The following is a 16,599-nucleotide window of genomic DNA, read 5'->3' as shown; positions in this document are numbered from 1 at the left end:
GTCCTTCACCCCCATCGGCCCTAGGATTCGTTTGAGATTTCAAACGCTCTTGTCTGGGTGCTGAACCGCACGTCTGTGCTTATGTGCGATATTTCTGTGCTTCAGCCCGGTGGATGATTTCCCTGACGGCAGCCCCCGAGGCGCCTTTCTACAACTCTAATTCGCTCCGCGTGCGCGCGGTGCTGTTAAGGAAAGCCGACATGCAGCTTAAAGACACCCAGTTGTTCCGCCAGCAAGCTTTTATCGATGGCGCTTGGGTCGATGCGGACAACGGTCAGACGATCAAAGTCACCAACCCGGCGACGGGCGAGGTGCTGGGCACCGTGCCAAAAATGGGCGCTGCCGAAACCCGCCGGGCGATTGAAGCCGCTGACAAGGCACTGCCGGCCTGGCGTGCGCTGACCGCCAAGGAGCGCGCCAACAAGCTGCGCCGCTGGTACGAATTGCTGATCGAAAACCAGGACGACCTGGGTCGCCTGATGACCTTGGAGCAGGGCAAGCCGCTGGCCGAGTCCAAGGGCGAAATCGTCTACGCCGCCTCGTTCATCGAGTGGTTCGCCGAAGAAGCCAAGCGTATCTACGGCGACGTGATTCCGGGCCATCAGCCCGACAAGCGCCTGATCGTGATCAAGCAGCCAATCGGCGTTACCGCCGCCATTACGCCGTGGAACTTCCCAGCTGCGATGATCACCCGTAAGGCTGGCCCAGCGCTGGCTGCCGGTTGCACGATGGTCATCAAGCCCGCTTCGCAAACCCCGTTCTCGGCCCTTGCGTTGGTGGAACTGGCGCACCGTGCCGGCATCCCGCAAGGCGTACTGAGCGTAGTCACTGGCAGCGCCGGCGACATCGGGGGCGAGCTGACCAGCAATCCGATCGTGCGCAAGCTGTCCTTCACCGGCTCGACCGAGATCGGTCGCCAGTTGATGGCCGAATGCGCCAAGGACATCAAGAAAGTATCCCTGGAACTGGGCGGCAACGCGCCATTCATTGTGTTCGACGACGCGGACCTGGATAAGGCTGTCGAGGGCGCGATCATCTCCAAATATCGTAACAACGGCCAGACCTGCGTCTGCGCCAATCGCCTGTACATCCAGGATTCGGTGTACGACGCGTTCGCCGAAAAACTCAAAGTGGCGGTGGCCAAGCTCAAGATCGGTAACGGTCTGGAAGACGGCACCACCACCGGTCCGTTGATCGACGAAAAAGCTGTTGCCAAGGTGCAAGAGCACATCGCCGACGCGGTCAGCAAAGGCGCGACCGTGCTGGCGGGTGGCAAGGCGATGGAGGGCAATTTCTTCGAGCCGACCATTCTCACCAACGTCCCATCGAGCGCCGCCGTGGCGAAGGAAGAAACCTTCGGCCCGCTGGCGCCGCTGTTCCGCTTCAAAGACGAAGCCGAAGTGATCGCGATGTCCAACGACACCGAATTCGGCCTGGCCTCGTATTTCTATGCCCGTGACCTGGGCCGTGTGTTCCGTGTGGCCGAAGCCCTCGAATACGGCATGGTCGGCGTCAACACCGGGTTGATTTCCAACGAAGTCGCGCCGTTCGGCGGCATCAAGGCGTCGGGCCTGGGCCGTGAAGGCTCCAAGTACGGCATCGAGGATTACCTGGAAATCAAATACCTCTGCCTGGGTATCTGATCTGCTTCAAGCGCAAGGGGCACGAGAGCGCTGTCCCTTTGCGCGTTTCACCCGTTCTGTTTCTTGTGGCCGGAACGCTGCGGCAGTCGATCATCGCATGCTGTCGCAGTCGCCTCCCCGCCCTGTATTCCTTGAACTACGCCGCCCTGAGCTGCGAATGAGGACTTTGATGAGCAAGACTAACGCTGACCTGATGGCCCGCCGTACCGCCGCTGTTCCCCGCGGTGTCGGCCAGATTCACCCGATCTTCGCCGAATCGGCAAAAAACGCCACGGTGACCGACGTTGAAGGTCGTGAATTCATCGATTTCGCCGGTGGTATCGCCGTGCTGAACACCGGCCACCTGCACCCGAAAATCATCGCTGCCGTGACCGAACAGCTGAACAAGCTGACCCACACCTGTTTCCAGGTTCTGGCCTACGAGCCGTACGTGGAACTGTGCGAAAAAATCAACGCAAAGGTCCCGGGTGATTTCGCCAAGAAAACCCTGCTGGTGACCACCGGTTCCGAAGCAGTGGAAAACGCCGTGAAGATCGCCCGTGCCGCCACTGGCCGTGCCGGCGTGATCGCGTTCACCGGCGCTTACCACGGTCGCACCATGATGACCTTGGGCCTGACCGGTAAAGTCGTACCGTATTCGGCCGGCATGGGCCTGATGCCCGGTGGCATCTTCCGCGCGCTGTACCCCAATGAACTGCATGGCGTGAGCATCGACGATTCCATCGCCAGCATCGAGCGCATCTTCAAGAACGACGCCGAGCCGCGTGACATCGCTGCGATCATTATCGAGCCGGTCCAGGGCGAGGGTGGTTTCTATGTGGCGCCGAAGGCATTCATGCAGCGCCTGCGCGCCCTTTGCGACCAGCACGGCATCCTCTTGATCGCTGACGAAGTGCAGACCGGCGCCGGGCGTACCGGTACCTTCTTCGCCATGGAGCAGATGGGCGTTGCCGCCGACCTGACGACCTTCGCCAAGTCCATCGCAGGCGGCTTCCCGCTCGCCGGCGTGTGCGGCAAGGCTGAATACATGGATGCCATTGCGCCAGGTGGCCTGGGCGGCACTTATGCCGGTAGCCCGATTGCTTGCGCGGCGGCGCTGGCGGTGATGCAAGTGTTCGAAGAAGAACACTTGCTGGATCGCTGCAAAGCCGTGGGCGAACGCCTGGTGACCCGCCTCAAGGCTATCCAGAAGAAATACCCGGTCATTGGCGAAGTGCGTGCGCTGGGCGCAATGATCGCCGTGGAGCTGTTCGAAGACGGCGACACCCACAAGCCGAACGCCGCGGCAGTCGCCCAGGTGGTGGCCAAGGCTCGCGACAAAGGCCTGATCCTGCTGTCGTGCGGTACTTACGGCAACGTCTTGCGGGTGCTGGTGCCGCTGACCTCACCGGATGAGCAGTTGGACAAAGGCTTGGCAATCATTGAAGAGTGCTTCTCCGAGCTCTGATCTGCTCTGATCTGCTCTGACTGTGTACTGATTCACAAAAAACCCGCTTCGGCGGGTTTTTTCATGTCCGCAGGCATATCCCGCAGGTTTGAGCTGTCTGGAACGGCCGTCATTGTCTAAGGTGCATGGTATGGCAAGGGAGCGATGCTGCATGACTGCTGTGGTTTTACCTGCTGTACCGCGTGTGTTGATCGCCGAGGCCGACCCGGCGTCCCGGGAGATGCTTGAGCAAGTGCTTTCGGGCGTGCGCTGCGATGCCCGCGTGGATACCTGCGCAGAGGGGCAACAGGCCCTGGATTTGCTGGCGCATCACGCGTACGACCTGATCATCGCCGATTGGGAACTGCCGGGTATCGATGGTCTGACTCTCCTGCGCGGCCTTCGTCAACAGCATCGAGCCACGCCGTTACCGTTCATTCTGATGAGCCGGCGTAACGACAGCGCCAGTGTGCGTGAGGTCGTTCCACTGGCGCCGACGGCGTATTTGACCAAGCCGTTGAACCGGGAAAGCCTGACCTTGCGTTTGCAAGGGCTGCTGTTGGGTGCCACTGACGAAACCTCCGGCGACGTGCCGGTCCCAGGGCCGGGGCTGACCTTGATCGCCTTTTTGGAACGACGGCGTGATCTGTCCGAAGGCGCGCCGCTGATGACCGATGTGCAGGTGGCGGTCAAGCGCTGCCTCAACCCCACTGGCCTGGACCTGAAACTGCTGGAAGAACAGATCCGCACCGACCCGCAAATCACTGGGGTGCTGATTGCGGCGGCCAACAGCGCTGCCCAGCATCAGGGCGGTGGCCCGGTGCAGACCGTGGCCCAGGCGCTGCACCAGCTCGGCACCGGGCAAAGCATGAACCTGATTCTTGGGCTGACACTCAAGCGCTGTGCCCGGCTGAGTGTCCCTTGCCTGGCCGACTATGCCGAGCGCTATTGGGAATTGTCGCTGCACACCGCCGAGTACGCCCGGATCCTGGCGCGGCTGCTGGATCTGGAACCAGAGCGTTGTTACTGCGCGGGGCTGTTGCATCGCCTGGGCGACCTGGCGCTGCTGCGTTGCCTGGAAGAATGGGCGCAGGCGGGTGGCGAACTGGATGAGTTGGAGGAAGTCGGGAACGTCCTCGATCAATACGGCGCCGGCTTCGGCTCGGCGCTGCGCACTCGTTGGCGCTTGCCGCTGGAGTTGCGTGAGTTGATCGCGGCGGCCTACAGCCTCGGTGGTGGGGTTTATTCCCGCGAAGCGCTGGTGATGAACATGGCCGCGCAAATGGCTCATCTGCCCGCGTACGAAGGCCTTGAAGAGTTGGCCCGTGGACGCACGGCGCGTCTGCTGAAAATCGGGTTGCCGGAGTTGATGCGGTTGCGTCGCAAGTAGTATCCCCGCTTAACCCGACGCGGCGCGGCGTTCACTCAAGCCGCGATTATGCGGTTCTTACCCTGGCGCTTGGCTTCGTACATGGCGGCGTCGGCGCGGGCGAACAGGTTGTCGAGGGTCTGGTCCTCGGCGGCGATGCTGGTGATGCCCTGGCTGACGGTGATGCCGAAGTTTTGGTCGCCGCAGCGGAACGCCAGGCGCTGGATTTCCCGTTGCAAGCGTTCGGCGACCTGCAAGGCCATGTCCGGAGCGCAACCTGGAAACACGGCGGCAAACTCTTCGCCGCCGATCCGTCCGAACAAGTCTCCGCGTCTAAGCACGTTCCGTCCGCTTTCGGCAATTTTCTGCAACACCGTATCGCCTTCCTGGTGACCGTAAGTGTCGTTGATCAATTTGAAATCATCGATGTCCAGCAGCAGGAACGCCATTGGCGTGCCTTGCAACCGTGCTTGCTCGAATTCGCGGTGGGCACATTCGAAGAAGTGCCGACGGTTGCTGCTCTGGGTCAGCACATCGGTGGTCGCCAGCCGCTGCAGCTCGCTTTCGAGCAACTTCTTTTCGGTGATGTCCTCGGCGATGCCCACCACAATCACCGGTTGCCCCGGGTCAGCCTGACGATTGATGAAACACTTGTCGCTGAGCCAGCGGATCTGGCCATCGGCGGCGATGATGCGATACTCGCGGTCTTCCACGGCACCCTTGACCAATACTTCAGTGAGGCTGCGCTCGGCGTAATCCAGGTCATCCGGGTAGATTGCGTCACGCCATTCGTTGTAGTCGGCCAATACCAGGCCAGCGGGGCGGCCGAAAATCCGCTCGTAGGCGGGGCTGACGTAGAGCACCTGTCGGGTTTCCCAATTGAACGCCCACAACACCGCGTTGACGCTGACCAGCAAGGAACTGAACAGCTGCTCGCGCTCGCTCAAGCGCGCCACTTCGCCTTGGGCGTGCATCAGCGCCATGAGTGTCTGGGCCGCTTCGGGCCAATGCGGTTGGGATGAATCCTGTAGGTTCTTGTCGACCATCGGTACCAATCTCAAAGAACGTGCATTGCTATGGATTTGCACGCGCTTGCTCCAAAGCCCGCCAGGATGGCGAAGTGCTCTTGAGATAGGGGATTACGGGCGAAGTTCCTTTTCAGGCGACGAAGGGCGGGAGCTTTCGTTCGAACATGTGGGATGAATTTGTGGCGAGGGAGCTTGCTCCCGCTCGGCTGCGAAGCAGCCGTGAACCGGCGGGTGCAGGGTGCCTGATGGTCCGCATTCGGCAGGTTCTGGGGCCGCTTCGCGGCCCAGCGGGAGCAAGCTCCCTCGCCACGGGAGTCAGGCGGTGGCCGGCCGCAAGGAATAAGTCTTGAGCTGGTCGGCGAAGTCGCGCAGGGACTGGATGCCGCTGGCCTCGGCTTCGTGGACCCACTCCTTGATCGCGGCGAGCATGTCGTGGCCGTTGCTGCTGGTCTTGACCCAGATCTGCTGCAAGGCCAGGCGCTTTTCGTAGATCACTTTCAGTGCCTGGCTGTGCTCCAGCATATTCTGGATACGCACGTGGTGACGGTCGTCCAGCAAGCTGGTTTCCCGCGACAGCAGGCGTTTGGCCCGATGGAACTGGTGACGAACCGAGTGATCGACTTTTTCCAGCTCCTGCTTGACCAGGGGCGCGATGACCAGCCGGCGATACTGGGCCATGATCTGGAAACGGTTGTTGAGGATCGCCATGGCAGTGTCCATGTCCAGGTGGCCCTTGCCTTCGACCCGGTGGGCGATCGGCGCTACCCGCTGGACTTTGGCCAGGCGCAGGAAACTGAAGACCTTGATCCAGGCCCAGCCCATGTCGAACTCCCATTTGCGCACCGAGAGCTTGGCCGAGTTGGGGTAGGTGTGATGGTTGTTGTGCAGTTCTTCGCCACCGATCAGGATGCCCCAAGGCACGAGGTTGGTCGCCGCGTCGCGGCATTCGAAGTTGCGATAGCCCACGGCATGACCCAGGCCATTGACCACGCCGGCGGCCCAGACCGGGATCCACATCATCTGGATGGCCCAGATGGTGATGCCGATGGTGCCGAACAGCAGGAGGTCGATGACGCCCATGATGGCGACGCCCAGCAGCGGATAGCGACTGTAGAGGTTGCGCTCGATCCAGTCTTCGGGGCAGTTCTTGCCATAGATGCGCAGGGTTTCCGGATTTTCCGCCTCGGCGCGATACAACTCGGCGCCTTTGCGCAGCACGGTCGACAAGCCCTTGATAACCGGGCTGTGAGGGTCATCCTCGGTTTCGCATTTTGCGTGATGCTTGCGGTGGATCGCGGTCCACTCGCGGGTATTCTGCGCCGTGGTCAGCCACAGCCAGAAGCGGAAAAAATGTTTAAGGCCGGCGTTGAGTTCCAGGGAACGGTGAGCCGAATAACGGTGCAGGTAGACCGTGACGCTGATGATCGTGACATGAGTCATCAGCAGGGTGACTGTCACCAGCGACCAGGCCGACAAGCCAAGAAAACCTTCGTACCACATAGGCTGTAGGGCCCTCGATAAAGATAGAAACAGCCGTTGCATTATCACCACCCCCAGCGATAAAACCAGTCGGCCTTTCAGATAAGAGTGGCAGAATGTTTCTTCCTCTATAATCCCCTCAAATTACAGGGACATGGATGAGCGCATGACCATCTCTCATCGCATTGCCATGCGTGGGGCACTGCTTTACCTCCTGCTATCCGTCGCCTGGCTGCAGCTGGTTGGCTATTTATTGAGCAGTTTATTCGATCATTCCGCCGACCGGCTTCGCTGGCAACTGATCAACGGTTATGCCTGGGTGCTAGTCAGCGCCGGGCAGTTGCTGCGCAACGCCGATTCGGCCCTGTTCAAGGCCAAGAGCAGCGGACGTGACGGTTATGCCTTGTACACCGAAGAGCTCACCGCCCATGCCCAGCAACGGAGATCGCCTCCGAACTGCACCGTGCATTGGAGCAGCTAACGGGGCGCCGAGATCAACGTCCGCTGCGAGGCGGCCTGAGAGCCGACCTGGTTCTTAATGGGACCGCGTTTCTCCTGTGGGAGCGGGTTTGCTCGCGATGGCGCCGGCTTAGCTTGCCTCAATGTAAGCGTTATCCCTTGGCGCTGTGCGCCGCCATCTCCTTCGTTTCCAAATGATCCAGCGCTCGCTCAACCAGCAACTGAACCCCATCGGCCATGCGGCTGATTGCCAGCGCTACGCAGCGGCGTGATTCGTCGATGTCGTCGGCCAGGTCGGCGGCGATGGCGCTGATGGACAGCAGGTCTTCGGAGGCGTTGGCGAGCAGGGTTTCGGTGTCGATGTGCGGGGAGACGATGAAGAGCTGGTCTTTGTCGGGTTCCGGCGGCGGGGCGGGCTGGGGCTTTAGGTAATAGTCGAGGGCGCGGTTGGTGGCGTCTTCGAGGCGTTTTTCTTCGAGTTTTTCGACGCGGGATTTATGGCCGTTTTCTGGTGGATTTGGAGTGACTTTGAACATGATTAATTACCCGATATGTAATTGATTGGAAAACTGGCACCTCTCGTTGCACCGAAGAAGGTGGCAGCTGTGCGCGGGTGTGCAAGACCGGGCATATCGGACCCGGCAGACTGCGAGAGTCTCCCGCGCGCAGCCGCCATAAACATGCCAATACGAGCGTGGGCTGTTTGGCTTGGCAGTTGCGCGCCGATATGTACCGGACTTGCACGTCCGTGTCACCGTTTTTTGCGATGACGAACAGAGGTTAGCGGTGCATGACCGGGCTGCCTAGTTCACGCAAAGCGCCGCGTTTTGAGGGAAATTTCCGACGACATGGCAGGGGAAAGGCCGGCAATCAAAAATGCCGTAGGACGCCAAATTCGAATTGTCAGTTTGGTTATATAAAAATTCTTAAATAGTCTTTTTAAGAATATCTGCGTTTATCTACTATTGCTCCACGCCGCAAGCAGTGCCGCCCACTGCCAGGCATTCATTCAAGGAGCAGCAGCATGAGCGCATCCCTACGTAGCGTTGACGGCCAGGACGAAGCAACCATCTTGCGCGAGATCCAGAGTGCCCTGCGTGACCTGCGCTTTGGCGCGGTGGAGATCACCGTGCACAACGCGCAGGTGGTGCAGATCGAGCGCAAGGAAAAATTCCGCTTGCAGCAGCCGAGTCATAAACCGAGCTGAAGGATCGCAGCCTGCGGCCCTCGCTACCGGGGGCTTGGTGTAGGAGCTGCCGCAGGTTGCGAATTTTTTCTACGGGTCAACCAATTTCCAGAGCCATAACAACCAGAATTCCAGGAGCTTTCACCATGTCGTCGATTCGCCGTTATGCCTTGGCCGCCCTGGCCAGTGCTGTTTTTGCAGGTTCCGCGGTTGCCAAGGATTACGAGCTGCTCAACGTGTCCTACGACCCGACCCGCGAGCTGTACCAGGACTACAACGCCGAATTCGCCAGCTTCTGGAAAAAAGCCCACCCGGACGACACCGTGAAGATCCAGCAGTCCCACGGTGGCTCGGGCAAGCAAGGCCGGGCGGTGATCGATGGCCTGCGCGCCGACGTGGTTACCCTGGCCCTGGCCGGTGATATCGATGAAATCGCCAAGCTGGGCAAATCCCTGCCGGTGGATTGGCAAAACCGCCTGCCGGATGCCAGCACACCTTACACATCGACCATCGTGTTCCTGGTACGCAAGGGCAATCCCAAAGGCATCAAGGACTGGGGCGACCTGATCAAGGATGACGTGTCGGTCATCACGCCGAACCCGAAGACCTCCGGCGGCGCACGCTGGAACTTCCTTGCCGCGTGGGCCTATGGCTTGAAAGCCAACGGTGGCGACGAGGCCAAGGCCAAGGAATACGTGCAGGCACTGTTCAAGCACGTGCCGATCCTCGACACCGGCGCCCGTGGCTCGACCATCACGTTCGTGAACAACGGTCAGGGCGACGTGTTGCTCGCGTGGGAAAACGAAGCGTTCCTGGCGTTGAAAGAAGATGGCGGCGCCGACAAGTTCGACATCGTCGTGCCGTCGCTGTCGATCCTCGCCGAACCGCCGGTGGCGGTGGTGGACAAGAACGCCGAGAAGAAGGGTAATGCCGAAATCGCCGAGGCGTACCTCAAGCATCTGTACAGCCCGGCCGGCCAGGAAATCGCCGCGAAGAACTTTTATCGCCCACGTGACGAGGACGTGGCCGCCAAGTACTCACGGCAATTCCCAAAACTGGACCTGGTGACCATCGACAAGGACTTCGGCGGCTGGAAATCCGCCCAGCCGAAATTCTTCAACGATGGCGGCGTGTTCGACCAGATCTATCAGGCGCAGTAAGCTGGATAGACCCCGGACTCATTGTGGCGAGGGAGCTTGCTCCCGCTTGAGTGCGAAGCGCTCACAGAAGGGGGGGCTGCTGCGCACCCCAGCGGGAGCAAGCTCCCTCGCCACACAACCAAGGACCTTTATGTCGCGTCGCATATCCCCCGTCATACCCGGCTTCGGGCTGACGCTGGGCTACACCCTGGTGTACCTCAGTCTGATTGTGCTCATACCGCTGGCGGCGATGTTCGTGCATGCCGCCCAACTCACTTGGGATCAGTTCTGGGCAATCATTTCGGCGCCGCGGGTGCTGGCGGCCCTGAAACTCAGTTTCGGCACAGCGCTCTACGCCGCCATTATCAATGGCATGATTGGCACGTTGCTGGCCTGGGTGCTGGTGCGCTACACCTTCCCGGGTCGCAAGATCATCGATGCGATGATCGACCTGCCGTTTGCCCTGCCCACCGCGGTGGCCGGTATTGCCCTGACCGCGCTGTACGCGCCGACCGGCCTGGTCGGACAGTTCGCCACGGACCTGGGTTTCAAGATCGCCTACACCCCGCTGGGCATTACCCTGGCGCTGACGTTCGTGACGCTGCCGTTCGTGGTGCGCACGGTGCAGCCGGTGTTGGCCGATATTCCCCGTGAAGTCGAAGAAGCCGCCGCGTGCCTGGGTGCCAAGCCGTGGCAGGTGTTCCGTCACATCCTCGTACCGGCGTTGTTGCCGGCCTGGTTGACCGGCTTCGCCCTGGCCTTTGCCCGGGGCGTGGGTGAGTACGGCTCGGTGATTTTCATCGCCGGCAATATGCCGATGAAAACCGAAATCCTGCCACTGCTGATCATGGTCAAGCTCGACCAATATGACTACACCGGCGCCACCTCCATTGGCGTGCTGATGCTGGTGGTTTCCTTCGTCCTGTTGCTGCTGATCAACTTGCTGCAGCGGCGCATCGAAACCCCATAAGGAGGCGCGAACCATGTCCCAATCGTCTATTTCCGCCGCCTCCACCAACGCTGCCCGTCGCGGCAGCGCGGTTTCGCGGCGCATCCTGATCGGCCTCGGCTGGCTGATTTTTGCGCTGTTTCTGTTGTTGCCGCTGTTCATCGTCGTGTCCCAGGGCTTGAAGTCGGGCCTGGGGACTTTCTTCGCAGCGATCTTTGAACCCGATGCGTTGTCGGCGCTCAAGCTCACGGTGTTCGCGGTATTGATCTCGGTGCCGTTGAACCTGGTGTTCGGGGTCAGCGCGGCGTGGTGCGTGAGCAAATACTCGTTCCGTGGCAAGAGCATGCTGGTCACGCTGATCGACCTTCCGTTCTCGGTGTCGCCGGTGATCGCCGGCCTGGTCTATGTGCTGATGTTCGGTGCCCAGGGCCTGTTCGGACCGTGGTTGTCGGATCACGACATCCAGATCGTGTTTGCGCTGCCGGGCATCGTTCTGGCGACGATTTTCGTCACGGTGCCGTTCGTGGCCCGTGAGCTGATCCCGCTGATGCAGGAGCAAGGCACCCAGGAAGAAGAAGCCGCGCGCCTGCTGGGCGCCAATGGCTGGCAGATGTTCTGGCATGTCACCGTGCCGAACATCAAGTGGGGCCTGATCTATGGCGTGGTGCTGTGTACCGCCCGCGCCATGGGCGAATTCGGCGCGGTGTCGGTGGTTTCCGGGCACATTCGCGGGGTGACCAACACCCTGCCGCTGCACGTCGAGATCCTCTACAACGAATACAACCACGTGGCCGCGTTCGCCGTGGCGAGCCTGTTGCTGATCCTGGCGCTCTTCATCCTGCTGCTCAAGCAGTGGAGCGAAAACCGAATCAACCGCCTGCGCGCCAGCGCCGCGGAGGAATAAGTCATGTCGATCGAAGTCCGTAACGTCAGCAAGAATTTCAACGCCTTCAAGGCTCTGGACGATATCAGCCTGGACATCCAGAGCGGCGAGCTGGTGGCGCTGCTCGGCCCGTCGGGCTGTGGCAAGACCACGCTGTTGCGAATCATCGCCGGCCTCGAAACGCCCGACCAAGGCAACATTGTCTTCCACGGCGAGGACGTGTCCGGTCATGACGTGCGTGATCGCAACGTTGGTTTCGTGTTCCAGCACTACGCTTTGTTCCGCCACATGACCGTGTTCGACAACGTCGCCTTTGGCTTGCGCATGAAGCCCAAGAACCAGCGTCCGAACGAAAGCGAAATCGCGACCAAGGTCCACGAGCTATTGAATATGGTGCAATTGGATTGGCTCGCCGACCGTTACCCGGAGCAGCTGTCCGGCGGCCAGCGCCAGCGCATCGCCCTGGCCCGCGCCTTGGCGGTGGAGCCCAAGGTGTTGCTGCTGGATGAACCGTTCGGCGCCCTCGACGCCAAGGTCCGCAAGGAACTGCGCCGCTGGCTGGCGCGGCTGCACGAGGACATCAACCTGACCTCGGTGTTCGTGACCCACGACCAGGAAGAGGCCATGGAGGTCGCCGACCGGATCGTAGTGATGAACAAGGGCGTGATCGAGCAGATCGGCTCACCGGGCGATGTGTACGAGAATCCGGCCAGCGATTTTGTCTATCACTTCCTGGGCGACTCGAACCGTCTGCATCTAGGGGAGGACCGGCATGTGCTGTTCCGTCCGCATGAAGTGTCGCTGTCGCGCTCGGAGCTGGAAGACCACCACGCCGCCGAAGTGCGCGACATTCGCCCGCTCGGCGCCACCACTCGGGTGACGTTGAAGGTTGAAGGCCAGAGCGAACTGATCGAGGCCGAAGTGGTGAAGGACCACGACAGCCTCGTGGGCCTGGCGAAGGGCGAGACACTGTTCTTCAAGCCGAAGGTCTGGCAGAAAGTCGCCAATCTTTAACAGCAAAAGCCATCGCGAGCGAGCTCGCGATAGCGTCCTCAGGCAGCAGCCCGCTTCGGATTGACTCTTACCGGCCCGGCCTGCGTCTCGATCTGCTGTTTGAGATCGTGGCGCATGCCCATCAGGAAACCTGCTTCGACCACGACAAACAATGGCCCGACAATCAGCCCGGTCAGGTCATCGACGAACGCCGGTTTGCGGCCCTCGTAATGGTGGCCGACGAACTGGATGATCCAGCCCACCACGAACATCCCCAGGCCGCTGCCCAGCCATACGACGGTGCTTTGCGCCGCGAGCACTTGGCCCAGCCAGACGGAAAGCCCCAGCAGCACCGTCATCAGCACGCCCAGGCGCAACTCCAGGCGCAGATAAAACCAGGCACTTGCCACCGCCACGAGCAGCGCGGGAGAGACCAGGACCGCGCCAATCGGCCATCCCGGCCGTGACAACAGCACCGCGACGGCGACTAAAATCAGCGGGATACCGATGAAGTGAGTGGCGATGTTGCGCGGATCGCGGTGGTACGCCGCGTATTGACTGAGATGATCGACGAGGCTTTTCATTGTTGTTCCTCCTGAGGTGATGCCTGCATGATGCCCAGGTTTCACAAGGCGCTCTGTCAACTAGCCGACACTTGTCCCGGAGTTTCCATGAATTCGCACCCCTGGCACTCGCACCTGTTGGCCGGCCACTGGTATAGCCACCTGCCCGTTGAGTTACAGAATAGCCTGCTGGGCATGGCGCAGGTGCGTCACCTGTCGCCAGGGCAGCGATTGTTCCAGCGCGGCGATCCACCGTGCGGCCTGTACGCCGTGCTCGAGGGCGCGGTACGGATCGGCGCGGTCAGCGAGCAGGGCAAGGAAGCGTTGCTGAGCGTGGTGGAGTCGCCGCACTGGTTCGGGGAAATCTGCCTGTTCGATGGCCAGCCGCGCACCCATGACGCGGTGGGCGTGGGGCAATGCACGCTGGTGCATTTGCCGCAGGCGGCCCTGTTGGCTTTCCTGCAAGAGCAACCCGTCCATTGGCGGCACCTGGCGCTACTGATGAGCCACAAGCTGCGCCTGACGTTTATCAATCTCGAACATTTGAGCGTGATGCCCGCCTCGGCGCGACTTGCCCATCGCCTGCTGCTGATCGCCGAAGGCTACGGCGAAATCGAACCGGCGCGCCGGGTGCTGCAACTGCCCCAGGAGCAGCTGGCGTTGATGCTGTCACTGTCGCGCCAGACCACCAACCAGATCCTCAAGGATTTGCAGGGGCAGGGCATTCTTAATCTGGGGTATGGCGAGATCGAGATTTTGGACATCGAGCGGTTGCGGGCGTTGACTTCGGTCTGACGCGTTTGCGCGCGCGATACGCTACACTCGGTTAAATTTGAATTAAATGCAGTGCATTGTAACGATAAGTACGCTTGTGCACTGTATACGATGCGGATCCTCGACATGAAAACGCTCGGCGAATTGATCAGACGGCTACGTAAAGAACGCCGTCTCTCCCAGCAGGCATTGGCCGCACAGTACGGCATGAGCCGCGCCACAATTTCGGGCATCGAAAACAATACGATTCCTGAAGTCGGAATTCGTAAGGTAGAAGCGATCCTCAACGGTTTTGGCTATGAGCTGACAGCTACTGCCCGCCCAGCCAAGCGCCCTACGCTCGATTCACTGAAAACGGACTCTTTCCATGAGTGATCGACAAAGCCAGGACAGGTTGCAAGTCACCGTCAGCGAAACGGCGGTCGGCGTTCTTGGGCGCGGTCAGCAACGCGGTGACTCTGTATTCGCTTATGCCACAGGGGCGCAGGTCGAGCAGTCTGTATCGCTGACCATGCCGGTGCGTCTAGAAAGTTATACCTGGGAATCCGGCGTACCCCCGATCTTTGAAATGAACCTGCCGGAAGGTGCCTTGCGTGAAGAGTTGGTTCGTCGCTTCAGTAAAGCGGTACGGGGCTTCGACGACTTCACCCTGCTTGCCATCGTGGGACCTCACCAGTTGGGCAGGGTGGGTATTGGTCATTTGCAGATCGAGACCGAGCCGCCGGAAACCAGCCTGGCGGACTTATTGGTGCACGACGGGGCTGAGGGATTGTTCGATGATCTTCTACATACCTATGGGCAGTATTCGGGTGTTTCCGGAGTACAGCCCAAGGTACTGGTACGCGACAGCGCTGCGACGATCGATCGCTTGACCCATCGAGGTGCCACACATCTGATCAAGGCATTTCGCTCGGACGAATTTCCCGAGTTGGCCGCCAACGAATTTTTCTGCATGCGCGCCGCGTTGCATGCGGGCCTTGATGTGCCGGAGTTCGAGCTGAGCGAACGCGGTAAATTCCTGATCGTTAAGCGCTTTGATTTGCCAGGTCCTGGAGAGTATCTGGGTTTTGAGGATTTTTGCGTGCTCAACGGCTCGCCGTCGAAAGCCAAATATGATGGTTCATATGAAGGCGCGGCCCGGCAGATCAAGGCGTTTGTATCACCTCATATGCTTCATCAGGCGCTGGAGTCCTTGTTCAAGATAGTCGCGCTCTCGGCTGGTTTGAAAAATGGCGACGCGCACCTGAAAAATTTTGGGGTGCTTTACGATCATTGTGGCGCTGATGCATCTGTCAGGCTCGCGCCGGCTTACGACCTCGTCAGTACTGCGGTTTATATTCGTAACGACAACATGGCGCTGTTGTTAGGTGGTTCCAAAGCTTGGCCGAAATATAAAATGCTCATGGGGTTTGGCCGCACCGCCTGCAATCTGACCGAGAAGCGCTGCAAGGAATTATTGGAACAGGTTGTCCATGGAATGGATGTCGCCTCGGTCGAACTGCGCCGCTACATGAACAGTCATCAGCCGTTCAGAGCGACGGGGGAAGCGATGATCATGGCTTGGACAGCCGGGCTTGCACGTAGCCTGAAATCCAGCGCCGATTGACCCGGCGCAATCGCGAGCTTGCAAGGCAAGGCAAGCGCCTACCGCAACCCATCCCGAAACTGCCCCGGCGTCATCCCTGTCCAGCGCTTGAACGCGCGGCTGAAGCTGCTGGTATCAGCAAAGCCCAGTAGGTAACTGACTTCGCTCAACGAGCATTGCGGATCCCGCAGGTGTAGCAGAGCGAGGTTTTCCCGGCATTCGTTGAGCAGGGCGTCGAAGCGGCAGCCTTCGTCCGCCAGGTGTCGCTGCAGGCTGCGCAGGCTCAGGTGCATGGCTTGGGCGATGCGTTCGGCACTGGGTTCGCCTTCGGGCAATTGAGCTTCGATGGCGGCGCGGACCTTGCGCTCCCAGGTCAGCGGCTGAAGTTGGGCGAGGGTGCGCTTGAGCACGGTTTCGTTGTGTTCGGCCAGCTCCGGGTTGGCGTCGTCCAGGTGACTGTCGAAGTCGATGAAGCTGAATTCCAGGCAATCCTGCGCAGCGTCGAAATGCACCGGTGAGCGGAAGACTTTATGCCAGGGGGCCGGGTCCACCGGTTCCGGGCGCCGCAGATACACCGCCAGCGGTGCGTAATCGCGGCCGAGGCGGTTGCGGCAGGTGCGCACGTAGATCGCCGCGAACGCATCGATGGCCTCGAAGGCCGGCGCCGGGCCTTGCGGCGGCACATCGAGGCTGAAGCGGTAGCGGTCTTCGCCGCGGCTCAGGCGCAAGATCAGCGCGTCGCTGACCACCGCGTGATACTTGACAATGCGCTCGAACACTTCCCGCAGGCTGCCGCTGGCCACCAGGGCATAACCCAGGGCGTGAAAGGTGGTGGGGCTGACGAAGCGCGACACCCGCAGGCCGATCGCCGGGTCCCCGCTCGCTTGCACGGCCAGCGCCCACAAGCGGGTAGTGCCCGAGAGCGGATAACGGGCATTGGGGTCGTCCATCAATTGCGGATCAAGGCCCGCCTGCAGGCACAGGGCATGGCTGTCCAGGCCCAGTGCATCGAGCTGCTTGCGCAGGGCGCGGGTCCAGCTGGCGAGAGAGGTCGGTTCCGTCATGGCGATTGGCGCTTGCGGTCAACGGGTTGGCGTTTACGGCTACCACCCCGTGAGACAAC

At 60.6% G+C, this 16,599-nt stretch carries 17 protein-coding genes; 12 read left to right on the top strand and 5 right to left on the bottom strand.

Features of this window, described 5'->3' with window-relative positions; translation table 11 throughout:
- The first annotated feature begins 200 nt into the window (after positions 1-200).
- The 3 genes from gabD (at position 201) to J3P82_RS25075 (ending at position 4,459) form a co-directional block, all read left to right on the top strand.
- Positions 201-1,643, top strand: coding sequence for an NADP-dependent succinate-semialdehyde dehydrogenase (gene gabD / locus J3P82_RS25085; protein WP_186641367.1), 1,443 nt, complete (start codon positions 201-203; stop codon positions 1,641-1,643).
- 169 nt (positions 1,644-1,812) lie between these two features.
- Positions 1,813-3,090 (top strand): 4-aminobutyrate--2-oxoglutarate transaminase, encoded by a 1,278-nt coding sequence (gabT, locus tag J3P82_RS25080; protein WP_434559458.1) that lies wholly within the window; start codon positions 1,813-1,815, stop codon positions 3,088-3,090.
- A gap of 151 nt (positions 3,091-3,241) precedes the next feature.
- Positions 3,242-4,459, top strand: coding sequence for an HDOD domain-containing protein (locus tag J3P82_RS25075; RefSeq protein WP_434559456.1), 1,218 nt, complete (start codon positions 3,242-3,244; stop codon positions 4,457-4,459).
- A 35-nt stretch (positions 4,460-4,494) separates the two neighbouring features.
- Here the strand turns inward: J3P82_RS25075 and J3P82_RS25070 are convergent, their stop codons facing one another.
- Together J3P82_RS25070 and desA are read right to left on the bottom strand one after the other, a co-directional pair.
- The gene (locus tag J3P82_RS25070; RefSeq protein ID WP_434563957.1) at positions 4,495-5,484 is read right to left on the bottom strand and encodes a GGDEF domain-containing protein; all 990 of its coding nucleotides are present in this window, start codon (positions 5,482-5,484) and stop codon (positions 4,495-4,497) included.
- A 297-nt stretch (positions 5,485-5,781) separates the two neighbouring features.
- Positions 5,782-6,966 (bottom strand): delta-9 fatty acid desaturase DesA, encoded by a 1,185-nt coding sequence (desA, locus tag J3P82_RS25065; RefSeq protein ID WP_434559454.1) that lies wholly within the window; start codon positions 6,964-6,966, stop codon positions 5,782-5,784.
- Positions 6,967-7,111: 145 nt separating this feature from the next.
- Here desA and J3P82_RS25060 point away from each other — a divergent pair, with 145 nt between their 5' ends.
- Positions 7,112-7,426 carry a hypothetical protein gene (locus J3P82_RS25060; RefSeq protein WP_434563983.1) on the top strand — a complete coding sequence of 105 codons (315 nt, stop codon included), beginning with the start codon at positions 7,112-7,114 and terminating at the stop codon, positions 7,424-7,426.
- Positions 7,427-7,556: 130 nt separating this feature from the next.
- Here J3P82_RS25060 and J3P82_RS25055 read toward each other — a convergent pair whose 3' ends face one another.
- Positions 7,557-7,940, bottom strand: coding sequence for a DUF6124 family protein (locus tag J3P82_RS25055; protein WP_434559452.1), 384 nt, complete (start codon positions 7,938-7,940; stop codon positions 7,557-7,559).
- Between the two features lie 488 nt (positions 7,941-8,428).
- Here J3P82_RS25055 and oscA point away from each other — a divergent pair, with 488 nt between their 5' ends.
- From oscA to J3P82_RS25030, 5 genes are all read left to right on the top strand, one after another.
- Entirely contained in the window at positions 8,429-8,611 is a 183-nt protein-coding gene (oscA, locus tag J3P82_RS25050; protein ID WP_003186967.1) for a sulfur starvation response protein OscA, read from the top strand.
- Positions 8,612-8,736: 125 nt separating this feature from the next.
- On the top strand, positions 8,737-9,750 hold the full coding sequence (locus tag J3P82_RS25045) for a sulfate ABC transporter substrate-binding protein (protein ID WP_434559450.1): 1,014 nt from the start codon (positions 8,737-8,739) through the stop codon (positions 9,748-9,750).
- A 130-nt stretch (positions 9,751-9,880) separates the two neighbouring features.
- On the top strand, positions 9,881-10,699 hold the full coding sequence (cysT, locus tag J3P82_RS25040) for a sulfate ABC transporter permease subunit CysT (RefSeq protein WP_434559448.1): 819 nt from the start codon (positions 9,881-9,883) through the stop codon (positions 10,697-10,699).
- A gap of 13 nt (positions 10,700-10,712) precedes the next feature.
- Positions 10,713-11,582: a sulfate ABC transporter permease subunit CysW gene (gene cysW / locus J3P82_RS25035; RefSeq protein WP_186613959.1), complete on the top strand. Its 870-nt coding sequence runs from the start codon at positions 10,713-10,715 to the stop codon at positions 11,580-11,582.
- A gap of 3 nt (positions 11,583-11,585) precedes the next feature.
- Positions 11,586-12,575 (top strand): sulfate/molybdate ABC transporter ATP-binding protein, encoded by a 990-nt coding sequence (locus tag J3P82_RS25030; protein ID WP_186641358.1) that lies wholly within the window; start codon positions 11,586-11,588, stop codon positions 12,573-12,575.
- A 38-nt stretch (positions 12,576-12,613) separates the two neighbouring features.
- Here J3P82_RS25030 and J3P82_RS25025 read toward each other — a convergent pair whose 3' ends face one another.
- Positions 12,614-13,138, bottom strand: a complete 525-nt coding sequence (locus J3P82_RS25025; RefSeq protein ID WP_434559446.1) for a DUF962 domain-containing protein — start codon at positions 13,136-13,138, stop codon at positions 12,614-12,616.
- A gap of 87 nt (positions 13,139-13,225) precedes the next feature.
- Between J3P82_RS25025 and J3P82_RS25020 the strand changes: the two genes are divergently transcribed.
- The 3 genes from J3P82_RS25020 (at position 13,226) to J3P82_RS25010 (ending at position 15,497) form a co-directional block, all read left to right on the top strand.
- Entirely contained in the window at positions 13,226-13,912 is a 687-nt protein-coding gene (locus J3P82_RS25020) for a Crp/Fnr family transcriptional regulator (RefSeq protein WP_434559444.1), read from the top strand.
- Positions 13,913-14,017: 105 nt separating this feature from the next.
- Positions 14,018-14,266: a helix-turn-helix domain-containing protein gene (locus tag J3P82_RS25015; RefSeq protein ID WP_434559442.1), complete on the top strand. Its 249-nt coding sequence runs from the start codon at positions 14,018-14,020 to the stop codon at positions 14,264-14,266.
- Entirely contained in the window at positions 14,259-15,497 is a 1,239-nt protein-coding gene (locus J3P82_RS25010; protein WP_434559440.1) for a type II toxin-antitoxin system HipA family toxin, read from the top strand. Before J3P82_RS25015 ends, J3P82_RS25010 begins: the two co-directional genes overlap by 8 nt.
- Before the next feature lie 38 nt (positions 15,498-15,535).
- Here the strand turns inward: J3P82_RS25010 and J3P82_RS25005 are convergent, their stop codons facing one another.
- On the bottom strand, positions 15,536-16,540 hold the full coding sequence (locus tag J3P82_RS25005; protein WP_434559438.1) for an AraC family transcriptional regulator: 1,005 nt from the start codon (positions 16,538-16,540) through the stop codon (positions 15,536-15,538).
- Positions 16,541-16,599 lie beyond the last annotated feature (59 nt).

This window comes from Pseudomonas sp. Z4-20, assembly GCF_051131955.1.
GTDB lineage: Bacteria > Pseudomonadota > Gammaproteobacteria > Pseudomonadales > Pseudomonadaceae > Aquipseudomonas > Aquipseudomonas marvdashtae.
This window is presented reverse-complemented; position numbering and strand designations above follow the sequence as displayed.